Origin of the sequence: Mycobacterium sp. SMC-14, from assembly GCF_046250075.1 — a bacterium.
Lineage (GTDB): Bacteria > Actinomycetota > Actinomycetes > Mycobacteriales > Mycobacteriaceae > Mycobacterium.
Genome location: NZ_CP176429.1, coordinates 2,312,787 through 2,331,324, shown reverse-complemented (window position 1 = coordinate 2,331,324; position 18,538 = coordinate 2,312,787). Strand labels below are relative to the sequence as shown.

Below are 18,538 nucleotides of genomic sequence, written 5' to 3'. Positions count from 1 at the left end.
GACCTCATCTGCCCTGGATGGTGCGCGGCCCGGCCGAAATCTGCTGGGCGATCTCGCCGTATCGCTCGAAGCGCTCGGGATCGCCGAGTGCGTTGTACAAGACCAGCCGAGTCGCAACTCCCCCGTACTTGCCGGTCAGCTTGTCTGCCAACTCATCCCACGTCGACTCGGTGGCGAACGCGGCCAGGTGCTCGTCGCTGATCTGCGCCGCCATCCCGGCGAAGTCGCCGGCCTTCTGCTTCTCACGGATCCTGGCGGTGGTGCCGTCGAACCCGGCCTCATCCCAGATGAAAGCGTAATTGGGTGTGCTTCCGTAGAAGCTCAGGCTGGCCCGCACGAATTCTCGTTCCTTGTGCCGCTCTTCATCGCTGTCGCCGACGATCGTCATGGCGGGCACGATGACCGCGACCTCCGACGGGGAACGGCCCGCCTTCTCCGCTCCTTCGGCCAACTTCGGCACCACGTGACGCGCCAGGTAGCCGGGTTCGCCGAGCGGGTGAATGTGCACACCGTCAGCCACCTCGCCGGCCATCCGCAACATCCATGGATTCACCGCCGCGACATCGACCTTGGGATCGGGCGCGTCGATCGGGCCGGCACTCCACTGCGGGGTGATGAAATCCAGGTCGTAGAAGTCTCCGTGATGATCGAGCTTTCCCGTTCGGAAGGCGGCAAAGCACGCCTTGACCGCGAGCACGTAGTCGCGCAGCCGAGGCCCGGGATGGTCGAACGTCGCGCCGTAGCGCCGCACCACATGAGTACGCACTTGAGTGCCGAGACCGAGCCGGAACCTGCCACCGGTGGCCTCCTGCAGCTCCCACGCGGTGGCCGCCGTGACAAACGGACTGCGGGGAAAGGCAACCGCGACACCGGTCGACAGCTCGAGACCAGGCGCGGCTTGAGATGCGATGGCGGCGTTGAGATACGCGGTACGCCCCGCTTCGGTGAACAGCAGGCCGGAGAAACCTGCAGCCTCGGTATTGCGGGCCAGGTCGCCGGCCTTCCCCAACGGCTGCGGTAGGGCCATGACGTCAATGTGCACGTGGGTGAGACTACGTGCCGAGTCCCGGCTGACGGGTCTTCTTTGCGTCTGTAACGTGGCGGAGGTGAAACCCACTCGGATGCACTCATTCGTTGCTGTTGCGGCCAGTGTCGCGGCGATCGTCCTGCCCTTCGCGGCGGCAGGCACTGCGGTAGCCGCCGAGACCTGCCCCACGGCTGCACCGGCCGCCGGCACGCCGGAATGGACGCTGACCGGAGCCACCGGCAGCGTCGCAGTCACCGGATCGACCGAAACGGCCGCACCCCGGGTGGAGGTGTCGACGCCGTTCAGCGTGACTTCGACCCAGGTACACACGTTGCAGGCCGGCAGCGGCCCGGTGGTTCCGGGCACGGCCAAGGTGTCGGTCTGCTACATGGGTGTCAACGGACGCGACGGGTCGGTGTTCGACAGCAGTTACAAGCGCGGCGCCCCGGTGGACTTCCCGCTCGACGGCGTCATCCCCGGATTCCAGAAGGCTATCGCCGGCCAGAATGTGGGATCGACGGTCGCGGTGGCCATGACTTCCGCCGACGGCTACCCCGACGGCCAGCCCAGCGCCGGCATCCGGCAGGGCGACACCCTCATCTTCGCGATCAAGATCCTGGGCGCCTCAGGCTGATCCACGGTGGCGCTCGCCGAGGACATCGAGGCCGAGCGGGCGGAACTCACGAACGCGTTGAGTGCCGCCGGCGCCTCGGCACCCGCCGGGTGCGGGTCGTGGACCGCGCGAGATCTTGCGGCCCACCTGGCGGCCGAGGAACGCCTGGGCGGCATCTCGACGTTCATCGCGCGGTCCCTGGTGGCGCGCGGAATCGCAGTCCCGGCGCCGCCGAGAATGGTGGAGTTCGCGATTCGGCGTGAGCATCGCTACGACTTCACCGGTTTGATCGACCGGCTGCGGCGCCCACTGCCGCGACTGCTGCTCAGGTCACCGGTGGCACCGCTCACGCTGTTCGAGTACTGGACCCATCACGATGACCTCGCCGCTGCCAACGGCGCCGACCACCCGGCCCCGGCAACGCTGCGACAGGCCATTGCCCCACTGCTGCGCTATCAGCACGCAAAACTGCCCGCCGGTGCTGCGCTGACGGTCAGTACCGATGACGGCCGCGTTGTGGCATCCCTAGGCGCCCAGACGGACCAGGCGGTGCTGGCGCAGGGGACGCCGGCAAACCTGGTTCGCTGGTTGGCCGGGCGCCAGACGCGAGCCGACGTCGACCTGAGCGGTCCCGCGGCCCACGTACAGGCACTGCGAGCGTTCACAGGCTACGTGTGAATCTCGGTTGCGTTGTCCCCCAACTGATTTAACGACCATTGCCAGGGTTGGCCACATCCGGTAGCGTGCGCTCATGACCGATCGTAATCGCCGCTTCCTTCTCCGCGAACGCCCAGCCGGCCGCATCGGGCCGGACACCTTCGAACTCAGCGAGCAGGCGGTGCCGGAGATCGGCGACGGCGAGGCGCTGGTGCGTGTCGACTGGATCTCGCTGGACCCGACCAACCGGATGTGGATCAACGAGACTCCGTCTTACCTGCCGCCGGTCGGCATCGGCGAGGTCATGCGCGCCGCCGGCCTCGGCGTGGTCGTCGCGTCGAACAACCCGAACTATTCGGTCGGTCAGACCGTGCAGGGTTTGACCGGCTGGCAGGACTACGTGGTCGTCTCCGACACCATGCCGTTGTTCCCGGTCGACGTCGCGGACGGCGTCTCGCCCAGCGCTTACCTGGGCGCACTCGGCATGACCGGGCTCACCGCGTGGATCGGGATCCGCGACATCGGCAAGCCGCAACCGGGCGAGACCGTCGTCGTCTCGGCCGCAGCCGGTGCGGTCGGTTCGGTGGCCGGTCAGCTCGCCAAAGCCGCCGGCGCCCGGGTGGTCGGGATCGCCGGCGGACCGGAGAAGTGTGCTCTGCTCACTGATCAACTCGGTTTCGACGCGGCGGTGGACTACCGCGCCGACGACTGGGCCCGCCGGCTTGCCGCAGCGACGCCCAACGGCATCGACGTCGACTTCGAGAACGTCGGCGGCGACATCATGGATGCGATCTTTGCGCGTGTGAATGTCGGCGCGCGGATCGCGCTCTGCGGCATGATCTCGGGCTACAACGAGACCAACCCGCCGCCGGGGCCGCGCGCATTCGGCAACCTGCTGATCCAGCGCGCCACCCTGAAGGGCTTCATCATCCTCGATCACTTCCTGCGGGCACCGGAGGCCAACAGCGAGATCTCCGAGCTGATCGCCGCCGGCAAGCTCACGCCGCTCGAAACCGTCGTCGAGGGCTTCGAGCAGCTGCCGACCGCGATCAACATGCTGTTCGACGGCAAGAATGTCGGCAAGCTCGTGGTGAAGATCTCCGCTTAGGCGCGCCAGCGCCTCACCAGCCCGTCGGGCGCCCAGGCCGGCCAGCTCGGCTCACCGATCGGCGCGCCGCCCGCGAACTGCGCCACAATCTTCGGCCCGGCAGCCCGCGAGTTTTCGTAAACCGTTGCGACGTCGACCATTCCGATCGCTTCGGCGACCAGCGGCCAGAGCCGGTGGTAGCGTTCGCGGATCTTCCCCTCGGGAACGGTGTGTCCGCCTGCGGCCACCCGATACCGGACCCGGTGGATCGCCAACGCTTCGGGGATGAGCACCGCGTGCAGCACCACCGTGTAGTCGTGGGCGTGCGCGGTGCGGATCAACTCGATCTTCGACTCATGGGAGAAGACGGTCTCGGCGATGAACGAACGTCCCGCCTCGATGAGTTTCATCCGGGTCTGGGCGGCCAACCGCGCCGCGTCGTAGGCGTGCGCGGCCGCCTCGTCGGGCCAACGGTTCTTGGCGATCTCATCGGCGTTGACGAACGGTACGCCCGGCAACAGCGGCGCCAACGTGAGGGCGACAAAGGTCGATTTCCCCGCCCCGTTGGGACCGACGACGAGGTCAAGTCGCCTCAGCGCGACGCCTCCACGATCACCGAGGTGCCGTCGGGCCGGTATTCGACGATGCGGCCGTCGTCGTCGAGGGCGACGGTGGCGACGCCACGCTCGGCGAGGATGTCACCGTAGTGGGTGTGCGACAGGTTCTCCTCGATCGCTGCGGAGATCTCGGCGTTGAACACCACGCCCTCTTCGGCTGTCAACGCACCGGTATCGAGGTGACCGGCCAGGGCCGCCTCGACCCGTCGCCGCGCCGCGCTCTGCTGCGCCGACACCGCGCGGCCGACCCGCGCCCAGTGGTCGAGCTGCTGCTTGGCTGATCTGCTCTGGCGCGCGCCTTCGGCGGCGGCACTGTCCACCAGGTCCGCGGCAAAACGGGTGACCCGGTCGGCGACCTCACGCATCAACGACGTCCCCATTTCGTAGCATCTTGTAACGACGTATAGCAAAATGCTACACGGAGGGTTTTCGCCAGACCAGCCCGTAGCGGAACATCGGCAGCAGCCTCCAGCGCACCCCGGGCAGCTCCGCCATGGCGATGCGCCGGACGTCGGAATAGGACTGCCTGGGCGGCCACACGGTCGGTGCGGTGTGCTCCCAGTAGCCTTTGCGCCAAGACAGCCACTTGTGCTGGAGCACCCCGACCACCGCGAGCGCAAACTCCCGCAGCCGGGTCGGCCGCGCCAGGCCGACCACCACCAGCACGCCGCCCGGCGACGTCAGCTCCGCCAGCCGGCGCAGCACTGATCGCGGGTCCGGCAGGTGGTGCAGCGTTGCCACCGAGGCGACCACGTCGAAGGTCTCACCGAACGGGTAGGACATCACGTCACCGCGAAGCCAGGTGATGTCGCCGCGTTCGCGCCGGGCGGTCTGCAGCACCGTCTCGTCGACGTCGATCGCCACCACCCGCGCCAGCCTGTCGCGCAGGTCGGCGGCCAACAGCCCGTTTCCGGTACCGACGTCCAACGCCGAGCGGGCATCGCCGGGTACCTCCTTGAGCACCACCCGGTGGTAGTGAATGTTGTGGTTCCAGCGTGGCCGCTGGTGGCCCGACGCCGCGATGTCCATGGCCTCGATGCTAGGTCCGGCGCTGACCGGGCCGGGCTGTAGCGTGGCCATGGTGAATTCGCGTATGCCTCGGTTCCTCACACTCGCCGTCGGTGTCACCTCGTTGGCGGCGGCGCTCGCTGGTTGTGGCGGCTCGGACAACACCTCGTCGTCGAAGACGTCGTCGGTCACCGACCTGTTCCTGCCCCCGGGTGGCGATACCGTCACCGCCTGCCCCTCCAAGCCACCGGCGGAAGGCGTTGCAGCCGACTGGACGTTGAAGGGTGCCACCGGCAGCGTCGCGGTGACCGGCTCCACGAACTCCGCCGCACCGAGCGTCGTCGTAACCGGGCCGTTCAAGGTCACCCAGACCGAGGTGCACACGTTGCACGCTGGGGAAGGCCGTGTCGTCGGGGACCAAGCAACGGTCTCGGTCTGCTACATGGGTGTCAACGGACGCGACGGGTCGGTGTTCGACAGCAGCTACGAACGAGGCAAGCCGGTCGATTTCGGTCTGGACCGCGTAGTCCCGGGATTCCAGAAGGCCATCGCGGGCCAGAAGGTCGGGTCGACGGTGGCGGTAGCGATGGTCCCCGCCGACGGTTATCCCGAGGGCCAGCCGGCCGCCGGAATCCTGCCGGGCGACACGCTCGTCTTCGCGATCAAGATCCTCAACGCCTCCCGCTGAGCCTGGGCCGCCGCCATGGAATCGAGCCGGGTGGATCGGTGGCTGTGGGCGGTGCGGATCACCAAAACCCGGCCGGACGCCGCCGCCGCGTGCCGCGGCGGACATGTGCGGGTCAACAACCGCCCGGCGAAGCCGGCGACGACAGTGTCACCCGGTGACGTGGTGAGTGCCCTGGTGGGCGATCGCACCCGCATCGTCGAAGTGCTGCGGGTGATTCAGAAGCGGGTGGGCGCGGCCGACGCGGTGACCTGCTACCTGGACCGAACACCACCGCCCCCGCCGGCATCCGCCACGGCGATGGCCACTCGGGACCGCGGCGCCGGACGGCCGACCAAACGGGATCGGCGGGTGCTGGACAAATGGCGGGCCCAACAGCGCTGAGGGTCACTGCGGATGCGTGGCCAGATACTCCCCCACCGGAATCCGCGACGACGAGACATACCCGATCGGCAGCAGCAGATCACCTGCGGTGGTCCGGTAGTAGGTGTCCCAGCGGTAGTAGCTGGCGAACCCGGCCGGGTCGCCGCCCATCACCGCGGCGTAATCGTTGACCGCCCGCACGTAGTAGTCGGAATGGTTGTATCCCCAGATCGCCTTGTCGCGATTGGTGGCAAAACCGTTGGCGGCCAACAGGCGACCGGCCGCCATGATGGCATCACGTGGCGAGTGAATGTCGCCCCCGTTGCCGTAGGCCGCGAACGTCGACGGCAGGAACTGCATCGGCCCCTGGGCGGCGTCATCGCTGACTCCATTGATGCGGCCGAAGCCGGTCTCGACGAAATTGATCGCCGCCAGATAGTTCCACGGAACTCCGGACGCGGCCTCGGCCGCGCGGTAGCTGGCCATCAACTCGTTCGCCGGCACCGGCGGCACCACCCGCCACGGCGGCATGGTGTCCTTCGGGTCGGTGAGCGCCATGAGTGCCCGACGCGCGTCGATGTTGCGGTCGTAGACCGCTTGCAGCGCCGCCGGGATCTGCGGGCGAGCGATCGCATCCCACTCGGGGTGCGCGCCCAGGGTGCGGTAGGCGACCTGTTGCCGACGGGCCGCGGCGGCCAGCACCTGCTCCGGCGACGAGGTATTCCGCAACGCCTGATCGGCCGCGACCAGGTCGGTGGCCAGCGCGGCGGGATCCACGCCCGGTACCGCGCCGGCGGGTAGCGCCGCCGTCATCGCGCAGCAGACGGCGACAACCAGGGAGGCGACCAGACGCCACAACCGTGCAACCATGCCGTTCATCTTCTCCCGTGAGCCGTCCCGAACCGCGCAGGGCGCCCGATCGGAGCGTCCCCGGATACCTAGAACACGTTTCGTTTTGCTCGCAGGCCGTCCAATCACCGCTGGTCACTTCCGCAAGCAGAGAACTAGCGACTGTTACATTGATGGCCGTTCAGCTCACGTCGTCAAGGGAGAGCGCATGACCACCACCAGCGTGACGACCGACGTTTTGGTCGTCGGGTACGGCGCGGCCGGTACCTCTGCCGCGATCACCGCCCGCGAACTGGGCGCCGAGGTCATCGCGGTCGACCGTGCCAACGGCGGCGGTGCCACCGCGATCTCCGGGGGCATCATCTATGCGGGCGGCGGCACATCGGTCCAGAAGGAAGCCGGCGTGCACGACACCGCCGAGCAGATGCTGGACTACCTGCGCCTGGAAGTCGGCGACGCGGTCCGGCCCGACACACTGCAGCGCTTCGTCGACGGCAGCCCGGAGATGATCGACTGGTTGCAGGCCCGTGGGGTGCCGTTCAACTCCGGCCTGTGCCCCTACAAGACGTCCTTTCCCAACAATCGCTACTACCTGTACCACTCGGGCAGTGAGAACGCCGGAGCATTCCGCGCCCACACCCCGCCGGTGCAGCGCGGCCACCGCGCCTACGGCAAGGGCACCTCCGGCAAGCAGATCTACGCGCCGCTGGCCGAATCGGCCCGCAAGCTCGGCGTGGACTTCCGCCCGCACACCACCGTCACCGAACTGCTGCAGGACCCGTCGGGCCGGGTGATCGGCGTGCGGGCCACCACCATGGGGCAGGCGCCCCGCCGCATCCAGCGCCGCTACGCCCGCCTGGCTGCGCTCTCGTCGAAACCCGGTGTCTACTACCCGCCGCTGCGCGCCGCGATGGACCGCCGCCTGGAGAAGCTGCAACAACGCTACGGGCAGACGATCGAGATCATCGCGCGCCGCGGCGTGATCATCTGCGCCGGCGGTTTCATCGCCAACACGCAGTGGCGCAAGCGCTACGCACCGGAGTTCAACGGCGGCCTGCCCCTGGGCACCAGCGGCGACGACGGGAGCGGCATCGCGCTGGCCCAGAGCGTCGGCGCGGTACCCGATCGCATGGACAACGTCTCGGTATGGAAGTTCATCACGCCCCCGAGTGCCTTCATCTCGGCAATCATCGTCGACGCCGAGGGCCGACGGGTGATCGACGAGTCCCGCTACGGCGCCGCCGTCGGACAGGCCATGGTGAAAAACCATGGCAGCCAGGGCTGGATCCTGGCCGACGCCCACCTCATGTCGGAGGCCCGCCGCCAACTGCTCACCCAGACGCTGTGGTTCCAACGCGCCCAGGGCGCCGCGCTGATCTTCACCGGCGCCGTGCGAGGCGCCACGCTGGCCGAGGCGGCTCGGGCAGCAGGCATCGATGCCGAGGGCTTGGCAGCCACCGTCGCCGCGCACAACGACGCGATCGACTCCGGCGCCGTCGACCCGGCCGGTAAACCCGCCGATTTCTGCCGGCGCATCGATCAGGGACCGTTCACGCTGATGGACATCTCGGTGCGGCCCAACGTCTTACGCCCCACCCCCATGCTCACCCTGGGTGGCGTCCGGGTCTCCGAAGACACCGGCGCGGTGGTCGACGCCGACGATAATCCGATTCCGGGGCTCTACAGTGCCGGCCGCACCGCCATCGGCATCGCCTCGCAGTCCTACGTCAGCGGACTGTCGATCGCCGATTGCGTGTTTGCCGGACGCCGCGCCGGGGCCAACGCCGCCGCTCAACCCCGTTAGGCGGTAAGCCCTGCCGCCGAAGCGACGATCCAGGCCAGCTCCGGATAGAAGATGTCGCTGTGCGCGCCGGACGGCGGACCACCCTTGATCACTATCGCCGACGAGTCCACATTGAGGATGGCGCCCTTGGCAAAGGAATACGGGGTCCGCACTGCGCCGATGGGCTCGGTGGGTGCCTGGTAGGCGCCCAGCGAACCGATAGCGCGCCACCGGCCCAGCGGATCATCGTCAATGCCGGCACTGTCATCCCCGGCGGCGGCCGAGGCCAGCGGGTACATCACGCCCAAGGCCATGTCGTGGCTGGAATAACAGACAGTCAGCGGTCCGTCGACGCGCGCGAGCCGGCCGGCCAATGCGCCGCTCGGGTGTGGCGACGGAAACGGGAGTTCTTCGAGGAAGGCGAACCGGGAGAAGGCGCCCTCAAGCAGTGTGACGGACTTGACCGGGGACGGCGTGACAGTTGGTCCGCCGGCCAGCGCGAAGGACACCACCCGGGCACCGAAACTATGGCCCACCAAGTGGATTCGCAAGGTGGGGAACTTGACGGCGATACGTACCAGCAGTGGTCCGACGCCACGTTCCCCGACGACCCCGGCGCGGTTCTTCATCTGCCAGTAGGTCAGCTGACGCAGCGCCTGCTTGGCGCCGATCCACAGCTTCCTGATGCTGTCGCCGAGGCCCGCGCCACCGCCCCCGCCACCATCGCTGAGGTCGACGCCCGCGTCGGTCAGCGCGTCGGCGAAGCTCTCGAAGACGTCGTCAGCGCGTTTGTCGTCGTCCAACATGCCCGGCCGGGTGGGGTCGGCAGTCTCAGCCTCGCCATCGTCGAACCCGGCCCGCACCTTGTCGCTGAATTTGCGCATGGCCGTCAACATTTCGTCGCGCTGTTCCTGATCAGGCTCCGTCGCCAGCAGTGTGGTGAGGTGGCGGAGCTCGGCGGCCCCCGATGGGAACAGGGAAACGAGGTCAGCCAACTGTTGTGGGCTCAGGCTTGGGTCGGCATCGAACGTCGTGGCGGTGTCGTCCAACCCGGCAGCACCGGGTACCGCGCCACCGGGCGTGGCATCGAAGTCCGGAATGGGTTCGTCGCGCCACATCGCCGAAGGCCATCGGATTCCCAGGAAGCCGATGGTGCGGCCAGGGCCGAGTTGGTCATCGAGCAAGGCGGACCATCGCTGGTACAGCGAGGCGGCCGTCGCCTCGTCGTTGTTCCAGCCGTGGCTGAAGATGACCAGGTCAGCGACCTTGGCGGCCTCGAGTTGCTTCAGGAATTGCCTTTCACCGTCCGGGTCGACCTCTCCCTTGACATCGAATGACAACGCCCAGGGTGTGGCGGTGCTTGTGGTCATGGTGGCTGCCCCTTCGCCGATGTCATGGTGTTTGCAGTGCGCGCATGAGGTCGACCAGACCTGCGCCTTGGAAACTCGCGTCGCGATTGAGCGACGTCGCCGACGAGGTGAAGATTCGCTTGACCTCGTCGGGCTTCCCCACGAATTCGCGCTGTACCGAGAGAAACGCCGCGATGGCACCCGACACGTGCGGAGCGGCCATGCTCGTACCGCTGTCCTGGATGTACACCGCTGCGCCGTCGAACCCGTCGAGCTTGGCTTGCTGGATTCTGGTGAGGTTCTTGCCGGCAGCAGCCGAAGTGATCAGTTCGCCGGGTGCCACCAAGTCGGGTTTGGGCCGGCCGTCCCCGGTCGGCCCGCGCGAGGAGAAGTAGGAAACCCCGTTGGTGTGTGGCGAATCCCGGTGCGTCGAGCCAACCGTGATGGCCAGTTCGGCGTTGCCCGGATCGTTGATCGTGATCGCGGCGCTGAATTGGTTGACATCGGACTTCTGAACATTGAGTTTGACGTAGCCAGAGTTTCCGGCCGCGACCACCACGACCACGCCGGTACGCACCAACCGGTTCACTTCCAGGCATAGCGGGCTCTGTCCGCAGGCGAACCACTCAGCGAGAAAGTCGTAGCCCAGGCTGAGATTGACGCCGTGGATTCTGCTCAGCTTGCCGGTGTCGCCGTTCTTCTCACGGACGTAAGCCAGCGCATTGATCACCCTGGCAGTCCGCGCCGTGAGGTCACCAAGTCCGCCGAGTACCTTCAGGCTGACCAATTTTGCGTGCGGTGCAACGCCGTTGAGTTGTTCGAGGTCCACCGGACGCGGCGAGAGGATCGGGTCGGCGCCCGCAACTGCCCCGTTGTTCCGTCTCCTCTCGACGGCGATCGCGTGGGGCTCGCCACTGTCAGGCTTCCACCTGGCCAGGCCGCCGGCGATGATGCCGGCCACATGGGTTCCGTGCCCGTCGTCATCGACGAGAGCTGCGGCAGGGTCGCTGCTGCCGGACACGAAGTCATGATGTAGGTCCGCCACCGACGGGTCACTGAGCGTGTGTTCACCCTGGAAGTGCGGGTGGGTGCCGTCAATACCGGAATCGATCACCGCCCAGACGATGCCGTCGCCGAAGGCTGCGAACGAACGTTGCGCGGGTACCGCCTTGACCGTCGTGGTGGAGACGTCGATCTGGCGGTGCACCTGGAAGTCGGGCCAGATGCGGAAGATGGCCCGGTATGGCCAGTCGCCGGCAGCCGAATCTGCCGTCGCGATGTTCTGCATCTGCGCCGGCGTCAGGTCACCAGACAGGTATTGATCGGCGATAACGGTCGGTTCACCCTGCGCGCCAACAAGTTTCCACAGGTTCTGGACCCGGGCGATCGCCCCGGCCAAGCCACCGGCGATGGCTGGGTCTGCGCCAAGCCCGTAGCGCAGATTCAGCTCGATCATGATCGGTTCAGGTTCGTCCGCCGGCTGCTCGTCGTCGACGAAGCCTGGCCCGGCGTCCCGGACCGATGACCTGAATGAGTGAGTCACTCGGAAGAGATCGAGGTTTGCGGCGTGTTCTATAGCTGGCCGAAGCTTCCGTTGCAGTGGTGCGGTGACGACCCCGGGTTGCAACAGATCAGACGGAGGAGGCGCTTCTTCTCCGGTCGGTGCGGGAGCCGCGGCGACCAGAGCGCCGATCTGACATGCGGTGGCGTAGTGCTCACGACCCGCAGCGGTGGTACGTACCGCGCCCTTGAGTCGCCGCAGGTATTTCTGCTTTGTCAGCGCTTTGATGGCCTCGTCGACCCACCGCTCCCACGACGGCCGGGCACCGTCATAGAGCCGGTCCCCGGGCAAGAACGATGCCGCGAATTTGGCACCCACCATCTCCTTGACCCGGGTTGCGGTGGGCGGGGTGTCGATTGTCTCCAACTCCAGCACCGCGCACATCACCCTTGCCGCCCAAGATATTTCGGGCGGCGGTGGATCGAGTTCGCTGAATTCTGCGTGATCAGTCATGACGAGATCTACGCCGAGCGGCATCACCGCGGCGGTTCATCCGTGACGATCCGCAGACTGCCATGTCCCAACCCCATGTGATGCTGAGTGCTACGCAGGCGATACAGCTACCGTGCAAGCAACTTACTCCGCCGCAATGCCCATACGCCGAGCATTTGCGGATTCACAACCTCGCCGCAGGCGCGGACAGCTATCGCTGCGCCTCGACGAAGTAGCCGCGCGGAACGTCGGGTCCAGCCGCTGCGGTCACCCACGGGAACCAGCGGTTCCACCGGTTGCCCGGCTCCGCCACATCAGTCACCACGGCCGACCAACCGAGTCGTTCGGCGAGCTCCCCGGGCTCGTCCGTGCCGAACAGCCACGGTGAACCCTGCTGTGCCATGGACTTCAGCAACGGCGCCATCGACGGCGCTTCCAGCAGCGTCTTGCCGACCACGTCATACAGCAGCACCGAGCCGGGCGCCGACAGCGCGTCCACACGGGCGAACAGGGCACGCACTGCGGACTCGTCGAGGTACTGCAACAGTCCCTCGATGAGCCAGACGCTGGGAGCGGCCGCGTCGAAACCCGCGGCCGCCAAGGCGGCAGGCCAGTCCTCGGCTAGGTCGATACCGAGCGGCACCCGCCGGCAACGCGGCTCATCGCCGGCGAGCAGCTCGGCTTTGGCCGCGACGACCACTGGTTGATCCACTTCATAGACGGCGGTGCGCTCCGGCCAGGGCAGCCGGTACGCCCGAGCGTCCATCCCGGCCGCCAGGATGACCACCTGGGTGAGTCCGGCCCGCAGCAGGGCCTCATCCCAGAAGCGGGTACGGACGACGATCTGCCAGGTCGACTGCTCTCCGGAGTTGGCGATGGCCGCGTCGAGCATCCGCCGGCCGTCCTCCCCCGCCAGCTTGTCGGCGAACGGATCGGTGAACAGGGCGTCATCTCGGGCGGATTCCTTGGCGCGGATCGCGGCCACGAGGTTCCCGGTGCTGGCCACGGCTTCTCGGGTGCGGTACATGACCCCATCATCTGGGACGGCGGTGGCGGTTGGCTTGGATATTTTTGCCACCGCTCAACCGCGCGGCGTCGTCGGCGAATCCTCGACCAGGTCAACGTGCCCGGCCAACCACGAACGACGCCGCAGGTACTGGGTGGGGGTGGTCGCGGTGAACGCGCGAAACTCCCGCACGAAGTGCGCCTGATCGAAGTACCCCAGCTCAGCTGCCAGGGCAGCACCCCTCGCCGCCCCGCTGTCGAGGCGCGTGAGGGCGGCCTGCAGTCGCCGCACCCGCAGGTAGGCCTTGGGCGTCAGACCGACCTGGGCGCGAAACATGTTGATCAGCCGTTTGGGCGACGAGCCGGTGAGTGCGACCGCATCACGGACACGCATCGACGGATTGCGTTCCGCGCTGTCCAACACTGCGGTCACGTCACCGTGCAGAGCGAATTGCTTGTCCTGCAAACGATTCATGAGAAGCGCTTCGAGCAGCTTGACGCGTGCGGCAGCCGAGGAGGCCTCCGCCAACCGCTGGCGCAGCGTCACCGCCTCGCGCCCCCACAGCTCGCCCAGCCCGACGCAGGCATCCGTCAACTCCCCCTGCGCGATGCCCACGAACGGCCACGCGCCGCCGGAGCGAAAGTGCACGGTGATGACGGTCTGTGCCGTGTCGATCTGTGTCACGTAGGACGCGGTGCCGGCGCCGATGAAGAACGCGGGTGGCACGCTCACCCGGGTGCACGCATCGGCGCCGAAGAAATCCACCTCCGGCCGCTCGCCGATATCGATGACGATGGTCGCCGCTCCGCGCGGCAAGGCGCGGCTCCGGTGCGGACCAGCCCCACGGCGGTCCCAGTACCCGAAGTAGGCGATGCTCTCCGACAGCGGCGGTCGGGGCCGAAACAGTTGCGGCTCCATCACCCCTCCTCGATGAGCCTGCGGAAACGTGCCGCCGGGAAAGTGGCCGCGCCCGCCGTGGTGACTCGCTCCACCAGGGCAAGGTCAGAGGTCGCCACGGTGATGTCCTGCGGTCGGTCGTCCGCCCGGACCAGCCGCGCAATCTCGTCGTCGGCGGAGTTGGCGCCGGGTCGCGGCGCCGCCGCGATCGTCACGGCGTCCGAGTCGATGGGCGGCGACGGCGGCTTTTCGAAGACCACGGTGACGTCCTGGTCGTGCGCTGCTGCCCAGATTTCGAGCTGTCGGGTCAACCGCACCATCGCGGCGTGGCGGTCCTTCCACCAGCCGTCGGGACGCGCACCGATCACGTTCATCGCGTCCACGATCCACCGCACCACTCCGACGGTACGGTGCAGCCATGAGCCCGCGCCACGACGATGCAGAGCGAAGCGATGAGGAGAAGAGGCGCCATGAACCTGGTCACCTATGAGTGCCACGACCACGTCGCGACCATCACCTTGAACCGGCCCGAGGCCCGCAATGCCATCAACGGGGCGATGCGCGAGGACATCAACGCCGCCTGGGACCGGTTCCGAGCCGAGGAGGACGCCTGGGTCGGGATTCTCACGGCCGAAGGCGACGTGTTCTGCGCCGGCGCCGATCTCAAGGACTCGGCGGGCGCGGTCGGCACATTTCCCGGCACGTTCTGGGAGAAGCCCACGATCAACTCGTTCGAATCCGGCATGGAACTCTTCAAGCCGACGATCGCCGCCGTGCACGGCCCGTGTGTGGGCTACGGCCTCACCGGATTGTTGTTCTGCGACTTCATCATCGCCAGCACCGATGCGGTGTTCCGTTTCCCGGAGGTGACCCTCGGGGTGCCCACCATCGTCGGGGCGATCCGGCTACCGCAGCGGGTGGGCTGGGCCAACGCGATGGAGCTGTTGTTGACCGGGGAGCCGATGAGCGCACACCGCGCCATGGACATCGGCCTGGTATGGAAGCTCGTCGAACCCGACGCGCTGCAGGAGACGGCCCGAGCCTGGGCACGCACCCTAACCAAGGCCGCTCCCCTGGCCCAGCGCGCCACCAAGGAAGTGGCGTGGCGCAGCACCGACATGAGCTGGATCGACTCCGTGCGGTTCGGTGAAACGATGCGCAAGGTGGCCTCGGCGACCGAGGACGTCGCCGAGGGGCTACAGGCCTGGCGGGAGCAGCGGCCACCGCAGTGGCGGGGCCGCTGACTCCCCCGAACGAACCGCCGGGCGGGGACTTAGGCCCCGGCCAGTGCTGCCAACGCGGCGTCGTAGTTCGGCTCCTGGCCGATCTCCGGCACCAGCTCGGTGTAGGCGACGTTGCCGTCTGCGCCGATCACCACGATCGCCCGGCCCAGCAGCCCGGCCAGCGGACCATCGGCGATGGTGATGCCGTAGTCGGCACCGAAACTATCCCGGAAGCCCGAGGCACTGGTGACGTTCTCGATGCCCTCGGCACCGCAGAACCGCTTCTGCGCGAACGGCAGGTCGTTGGAGACACACAGTACGGCCCCACCCGCGGCCGCCCGCTCGTTGAAGGTCCGCACGCTGGTCGCACAGACCGGGGTGTCGACCGACGGGAAGATGTTCAGCAGAACCGGCTTACCGGCGAACTGCCCACTGTCCACCACGCTCAGGTCGGTTCCGGTCAAGCTGAACGCCGGTGCTGCCGAACCGACGGCCGGCAACTCGCCTACGGTGTTGATCTGGTTTCCCTTTAACGTGATCTGCGCCATGGCAACAGTCTGCCAAGCGCGTCAACCAGCGTCCACGGCGGGCCGCTGTCGCCGCGCTCAGCGCCCGGTGGCCACCGGCTCAGGCTTCTCGTGGGGCTCCAAGATCGGCGGGACCGTCGCGGCGGCCACCACACTCAAATAAGCCACCGCAAAACACAGCACCACGTACCAGAGACAGCCCACCGGGTCGCCGTTAGCGGTCAGCCCGCCCGACGCATCCAGGTAGGCCGGCAGGGCCGTCAGCCACAGCACCGTCATGACCGACAGATACACCGCGGCGTAGCGGACCATCAGCGGGTTGTCGTAGCGACCGGCGGCAAACAGATTCAGCCGCAAGCGGCGCCACTGGATGATCAGGATCGGGATGGCCACCGCGGTCATGATGAGAAGTTCAGCGGCATAGGCGATCCCGGTCAACCTCCCGTCAGTGACGGCACCGAGCAGGGTCGCCGGCAGCGGCAGGATTCCGGTGCCGAGCGAAGCCAGCACGCCGATGACGATCGTCCGCCACAACACCTGCAGCCCGCCGAACCTCCGGCCGTGATCGACCTGACGACCGACCAACAGTTGGACACAGAACGCCAGCGACGCCGGCCACAGCGCCGCGAACACCACCACACTGCCCATCGGCACCGAGGTGAACATGGGTTGGTTCAGCGGGTTGTCCACCGACCATTCCCACCAGCGCAGCTGCGGGCCGAGGTGGTCGAAGATCTCGTAGAAGGCGTGGTGGACAAAGCCCACGCAGATCGCCCCGACGATGACACCGTAGCGGCGGAACACGCCCAGGATCCGGACGATCTCGAAGGAGATGGTGGCCATCATCGGATAGATCGCGACGATGTACAGCGGGAGCCGCCCCCACAGGAATTCGACGGTGAACACGTTGTGCGCGAACATCGTGTCGACTTGATCGGCGATGCCGAACGCCCCGGGAAAATAGAGCGGCGGTTCGATGATCAGCAGATAGGCGATCGCCCCGAACCACAGTGCCAGGTTGGTGGCATCGCCGCGGCGGTACCGGATGATCGCGTAGATCAGTGCCAGCACGGCACCGGTGATCACGGTGATCTCCAGGACCGGCAGCGTCCAGTTTTCCAGCTGCAGGGGGCTGCGGAATTCCAGCAGTCCCCCGGCCTCTCCGCAGGAGAAGCCCAGCGACTCGGCGAGGCGCTCGAATGTCGGGGCACACAAGTCGGGCATCAGGCGCTCTTCTCCTCTGCGGTGTACCACTTGGTCACGTCGTAGCCGTCGTCATAGCGGGCGAACCACTCGTTGGCCAGGACCGGGATCTTCTCGTGAGCCGGTTTGTGATTGGGCAGCTGGCTGCGGATGATACCGGCTACCGCGGTGGCCATTTCGCGCTTTGGCAGATGTTTGAAGGCATCGGCGACCGGGCCCTCGTCCGCGGGCCAGCCGAACGGAACCCGCCGCCGCCACGCCTGCTTGGCGCGGTAGGTACTGAATAGTGACAGGGCGTCAACCTTGCGGTCCGCCAAGGGAACGTGCCGATTGAAGCCCTCGCACGCCACCTTGATCACGCTCATCACGTGTTTGAAGATCGACGGCGCCATCCGCATCCGGTACCACGGGTCGTTGATGACGTGGTCGTAGATGATCAGCGCGGAGCTGCGGTGCTCGACTTCCTCGACGAAGTGCCACAAGAACAGTGACGCCACCCGGTCGTCGCCCGGAGCGAACAGGGTGTTGTCGTGGTCGAGCATCAGCTTGAAGACCGGGGTGAAGGTGGCCTCGAGGTCGGCGGTGTAGGCCAGCCGGTAGTCCAATGACTTTTCGGCGGCCATCTTGTCGAACATGGCGTTGCACTCATCGACGGTCTCCTTGAGCCCCGGGTAGGCCCTGACCAATGCCTTGGCATGGCCGCGGTGGGCCATCGAGTGCTGACCCTCCTGACGCACGAAGGCGTCGGCCTCTTCGGCGACCACCGGGTCGGTGATAAGCGGCATCGCCTCGGCGATCATGCCGCCGATCATCTTCTCGAAGCCGATCGCCAGCAGCGAGACGGCGTTGGCCATCGACGAGAACGCCGGGTTGGCTTCGTTCCACAAAAACGGCACGGGGTACTCGGCGAAGGCGAACCGCAATTTGCGCACGATCAGGTCGGTCATCACTACCTCAGCTCAAAACATACAACTGGACATCTTCGCGTATGATTGTTCGATGCGCCAAGCTTGTCAAGCAGGTCACTGATGGCACGCCGACGCGGCTGGGGAGGCAACCCGCCGCACACCGACGAAGAAGCCGGCCGGCGAATCATCGCCGCGGCCGTCGAACTGGTCGCCGAGACCGGTTCGGCGGTGTCGCTGGCCGACGTCGCCACGTCGCTCGGGGTGATCCGCCAGACGGTGTATCGCTACTTCCCCACCGCCGATGCGTTGATGCGCGCCGTGGCCATCGCCTCCGTCGACGACTTCCTCGACCGGCTCACCGAGCACGTGCACGGCATCCACGACCCCGCCGACGCGCTCGCCGAAGGCGCCGTCTACACCCTCGATGCCGTGGCCCGCTCCCCACACCTGGGCGCCATGTTGTCGTCGTCGTCGGCGCACAACCGAGAGATGGCCTCGCAAGAGGCCCGCGACTTCGGGATGCGAATGATCGAGCGCTTCGACGTCGACTGGAAGCGGCACGGCTACGACGAAGCGGCGCTGCGCGAACTCGTGGAGTTCACCCTGCGGATCATGCTCTCGTTCGTCGTGGCCCCCAACGATCCAGATCGCTCCCCCGATGAACTGCGCCGATTCCTGCGGCGTTGGCTCGGCGAAGCCGTCGCCGCCCAGTCGCGGCACGCCATCGACTGACCCGCCTCCCT

21 protein-coding genes are annotated in these 18,538 nt (G+C 67.2%); 8 read left to right on the top strand and 13 right to left on the bottom strand.

From position 1 onward, the window contains the following. Nucleotides 1-4 precede the first annotated feature (4 nt). On the bottom strand, nt 5-1,042 hold the full coding sequence (locus ACKY0W_RS10860) for a TIGR03617 family F420-dependent LLM class oxidoreductase (RefSeq protein ID WP_409437545.1): 1,038 nt from the start codon (nt 1,040-1,042) through the stop codon (nt 5-7). A 79-nt stretch (nt 1,043-1,121) separates the two neighbouring features. On the opposite strand from ACKY0W_RS10860, the gene ACKY0W_RS10855 reads away from it, so the two are divergent. From ACKY0W_RS10855 to ACKY0W_RS10845, 3 genes are all read left to right on the top strand, one after another. Then, entirely contained in the window at nt 1,122-1,661 is a 540-nt protein-coding gene (locus ACKY0W_RS10855) for an FKBP-type peptidyl-prolyl cis-trans isomerase (RefSeq protein ID WP_409437729.1), read from the top strand. A 6-nt stretch (nt 1,662-1,667) separates the two neighbouring features. Then, nucleotides 1,668-2,318 (top strand): maleylpyruvate isomerase family mycothiol-dependent enzyme, encoded by a 651-nt coding sequence (locus ACKY0W_RS10850; RefSeq protein WP_409437544.1) that lies wholly within the window; start codon nt 1,668-1,670, stop codon nt 2,316-2,318. 73 nt (nt 2,319-2,391) lie between these two features. Further along, the gene (locus ACKY0W_RS10845) at nt 2,392-3,405 is read left to right on the top strand and encodes an NADP-dependent oxidoreductase (protein ID WP_409437543.1); all 1,014 of its coding nucleotides are present in this window, start codon (nt 2,392-2,394) and stop codon (nt 3,403-3,405) included. On the opposite strand, the gene ACKY0W_RS10840 is transcribed toward ACKY0W_RS10845, so the two are convergent. Genes ACKY0W_RS10840 through ACKY0W_RS10830 form a run of 3 tightly spaced genes read right to left on the bottom strand, consistent with a single transcriptional unit; the run spans nt 3,402 to nt 5,030 of the window. Beyond that, nucleotides 3,402-3,980: a zeta toxin family protein gene (locus tag ACKY0W_RS10840; RefSeq protein WP_409437728.1), complete on the bottom strand. Its 579-nt coding sequence runs from the start codon at nt 3,978-3,980 to the stop codon at nt 3,402-3,404. The genes ACKY0W_RS10845 and ACKY0W_RS10840 overlap by 4 nt on opposite strands. Then, complete coding sequence (locus ACKY0W_RS10835) at nt 3,977-4,366, bottom strand: TA system antitoxin ParD family protein (RefSeq protein ID WP_409437727.1); 390 nt, start codon at nt 4,364-4,366, stop codon at nt 3,977-3,979. Before ACKY0W_RS10835 ends, ACKY0W_RS10840 begins: the two co-directional genes overlap by 4 nt. Before the next feature lie 49 nt (nt 4,367-4,415). Beyond that, nucleotides 4,416-5,030, bottom strand: coding sequence for a class I SAM-dependent methyltransferase (locus tag ACKY0W_RS10830; protein WP_409437542.1), 615 nt, complete (start codon nt 5,028-5,030; stop codon nt 4,416-4,418). A 49-nt stretch (nt 5,031-5,079) separates the two neighbouring features. Between ACKY0W_RS10830 and ACKY0W_RS10825 the strand changes: the two genes are divergently transcribed. Beyond that, nucleotides 5,080-5,697 carry an FKBP-type peptidyl-prolyl cis-trans isomerase gene (locus ACKY0W_RS10825; protein ID WP_409437541.1) on the top strand — a complete coding sequence of 206 codons (618 nt, stop codon included), beginning with the start codon at nt 5,080-5,082 and terminating at the stop codon, nt 5,695-5,697. Between the two features lie 15 nt (nt 5,698-5,712). After that, nucleotides 5,713-6,078 (top strand): RNA-binding S4 domain-containing protein, encoded by a 366-nt coding sequence (locus ACKY0W_RS10820; RefSeq protein WP_024441306.1) that lies wholly within the window; start codon nt 5,713-5,715, stop codon nt 6,076-6,078. 3 nt (nt 6,079-6,081) lie between these two features. Here the strand turns inward: ACKY0W_RS10820 and ACKY0W_RS10815 are convergent, their stop codons facing one another. Continuing rightward, nucleotides 6,082-6,870 (bottom strand): transglycosylase SLT domain-containing protein, encoded by a 789-nt coding sequence (locus ACKY0W_RS10815; RefSeq protein WP_409437726.1) that lies wholly within the window; start codon nt 6,868-6,870, stop codon nt 6,082-6,084. 244 nt (nt 6,871-7,114) lie between these two features. Here ACKY0W_RS10815 and ACKY0W_RS10810 point away from each other — a divergent pair, with 244 nt between their 5' ends. After that, on the top strand, nt 7,115-8,710 hold the full coding sequence (locus ACKY0W_RS10810) for an FAD-binding protein (RefSeq protein ID WP_409437540.1): 1,596 nt from the start codon (nt 7,115-7,117) through the stop codon (nt 8,708-8,710). Here ACKY0W_RS10810 and ACKY0W_RS10805 read toward each other — a convergent pair. The 5 genes from ACKY0W_RS10805 to ACKY0W_RS10785 form a co-directional block, all read right to left on the bottom strand. Beyond that, nucleotides 8,707-10,059, bottom strand: coding sequence for a serine-threonine protein kinase (locus ACKY0W_RS10805; protein ID WP_409437539.1), 1,353 nt, complete (start codon nt 10,057-10,059; stop codon nt 8,707-8,709). The two genes, ACKY0W_RS10810 and ACKY0W_RS10805, sit on opposite strands and share 4 nt — an antisense overlap. Before the next feature lie 22 nt (nt 10,060-10,081). Further along, a complete protein-coding gene (locus ACKY0W_RS10800) occupies nt 10,082-12,052 on the bottom strand; it encodes a S8 family peptidase (protein ID WP_409437538.1) in 1,971 nt (656 codons plus the stop codon). A gap of 190 nt (nt 12,053-12,242) precedes the next feature. Beyond that, nucleotides 12,243-13,058: a class I SAM-dependent methyltransferase gene (locus ACKY0W_RS10795; RefSeq protein ID WP_409437537.1), complete on the bottom strand. Its 816-nt coding sequence runs from the start codon at nt 13,056-13,058 to the stop codon at nt 12,243-12,245. Between the two features lie 54 nt (nt 13,059-13,112). Then, nucleotides 13,113-13,958, bottom strand: coding sequence for a helix-turn-helix domain-containing protein (locus tag ACKY0W_RS10790; protein ID WP_409437536.1), 846 nt, complete (start codon nt 13,956-13,958; stop codon nt 13,113-13,115). After that, on the bottom strand, nt 13,955-14,329 hold the full coding sequence (locus ACKY0W_RS10785; protein ID WP_409437535.1) for an NYN domain-containing protein: 375 nt from the start codon (nt 14,327-14,329) through the stop codon (nt 13,955-13,957). The genes ACKY0W_RS10790 and ACKY0W_RS10785 overlap by 4 nt, the downstream gene beginning before the upstream one ends. Before the next feature lie 75 nt (nt 14,330-14,404). On the opposite strand from ACKY0W_RS10785, the gene ACKY0W_RS10780 reads away from it, so the two are divergent. Beyond that, nucleotides 14,405-15,178 (top strand): enoyl-CoA hydratase/isomerase family protein, encoded by a 774-nt coding sequence (locus ACKY0W_RS10780; RefSeq protein WP_409437534.1) that lies wholly within the window; start codon nt 14,405-14,407, stop codon nt 15,176-15,178. Nucleotides 15,179-15,207: 29 nt separating this feature from the next. Here ACKY0W_RS10780 and tpx read toward each other — a convergent pair whose 3' ends face one another. From tpx to ACKY0W_RS10765, 3 genes are read right to left on the bottom strand one after another with little or no spacing between them, the layout of a single operon-like run. Further along, a complete protein-coding gene (gene tpx, locus ACKY0W_RS10775; protein WP_409437533.1) occupies nt 15,208-15,705 on the bottom strand; it encodes a thiol peroxidase in 498 nt (165 codons plus the stop codon). A gap of 57 nt (nt 15,706-15,762) precedes the next feature. Continuing rightward, nucleotides 15,763-16,908 (bottom strand): hypothetical protein, encoded by a 1,146-nt coding sequence (locus ACKY0W_RS10770; RefSeq protein ID WP_409437532.1) that lies wholly within the window; start codon nt 16,906-16,908, stop codon nt 15,763-15,765. Next, complete coding sequence (locus tag ACKY0W_RS10765; protein WP_406757081.1) at nt 16,908-17,834, bottom strand: metal-dependent hydrolase; 927 nt, start codon at nt 17,832-17,834, stop codon at nt 16,908-16,910. Before ACKY0W_RS10765 ends, ACKY0W_RS10770 begins: the two co-directional genes overlap by 1 nt. Before the next feature lie 81 nt (nt 17,835-17,915). On the opposite strand from ACKY0W_RS10765, the gene ACKY0W_RS10760 reads away from it, so the two are divergent. Continuing rightward, nucleotides 17,916-18,527: a TetR/AcrR family transcriptional regulator gene (locus ACKY0W_RS10760; RefSeq protein ID WP_409437531.1), complete on the top strand. Its 612-nt coding sequence runs from the start codon at nt 17,916-17,918 to the stop codon at nt 18,525-18,527. The last annotated feature ends 11 nt before the right edge of the window (nt 18,528-18,538 follow it).

Coding starts and splice junctions, on each gene's coding strand:
- ACKY0W_RS10770 (WP_409437532.1), bottom strand. CDS start 16,908: ATGCCCGACTTGTGTGCCCCGACATTCGAGCGCCTCGCCGAGTCGCTG.
- ACKY0W_RS10845 (WP_409437543.1), top strand. CDS start 2,392: ATGACCGATCGTAATCGCCGCTTCCTTCTCCGCGAACGCCCAGCCGGC.
- ACKY0W_RS10780 (WP_409437534.1), top strand. CDS start 14,405: ATGAACCTGGTCACCTATGAGTGCCACGACCACGTCGCGACCATCACC.
- ACKY0W_RS10805 (WP_409437539.1), bottom strand. CDS start 10,059: ATGACCACAAGCACCGCCACACCCTGGGCGTTGTCATTCGATGTCAAG.
- ACKY0W_RS10810 (WP_409437540.1), top strand. CDS start 7,115: ATGACCACCACCAGCGTGACGACCGACGTTTTGGTCGTCGGGTACGGC.
- ACKY0W_RS10825 (WP_409437541.1), top strand. CDS start 5,080: ATGGTGAATTCGCGTATGCCTCGGTTCCTCACACTCGCCGTCGGTGTC.
- ACKY0W_RS10795 (WP_409437537.1), bottom strand. CDS start 13,058: ATGTACCGCACCCGAGAAGCCGTGGCCAGCACCGGGAACCTCGTGGCC.
- ACKY0W_RS10760 (WP_409437531.1), top strand. CDS start 17,916: ATGGCACGCCGACGCGGCTGGGGAGGCAACCCGCCGCACACCGACGAA.
- ACKY0W_RS10830 (WP_409437542.1), bottom strand. CDS start 5,030: ATGGACATCGCGGCGTCGGGCCACCAGCGGCCACGCTGGAACCACAAC.
- ACKY0W_RS10765 (WP_406757081.1), bottom strand. CDS start 17,834: ATGACCGACCTGATCGTGCGCAAATTGCGGTTCGCCTTCGCCGAGTAC.
- ACKY0W_RS10835 (WP_409437727.1), bottom strand. CDS start 4,366: ATGCGTGAGGTCGCCGACCGGGTCACCCGTTTTGCCGCGGACCTGGTG.
- ACKY0W_RS10800 (WP_409437538.1), bottom strand. CDS start 12,052: ATGACTGATCACGCAGAATTCAGCGAACTCGATCCACCGCCGCCCGAA.
- ACKY0W_RS10855 (WP_409437729.1), top strand. CDS start 1,122: ATGCACTCATTCGTTGCTGTTGCGGCCAGTGTCGCGGCGATCGTCCTG.
- tpx (WP_409437533.1), bottom strand. CDS start 15,705: ATGGCGCAGATCACGTTAAAGGGAAACCAGATCAACACCGTAGGCGAG.
- ACKY0W_RS10815 (WP_409437726.1), bottom strand. CDS start 6,870: ATGACGGCGGCGCTACCCGCCGGCGCGGTACCGGGCGTGGATCCCGCC.
- ACKY0W_RS10820 (WP_024441306.1), top strand. CDS start 5,713: ATGGAATCGAGCCGGGTGGATCGGTGGCTGTGGGCGGTGCGGATCACC.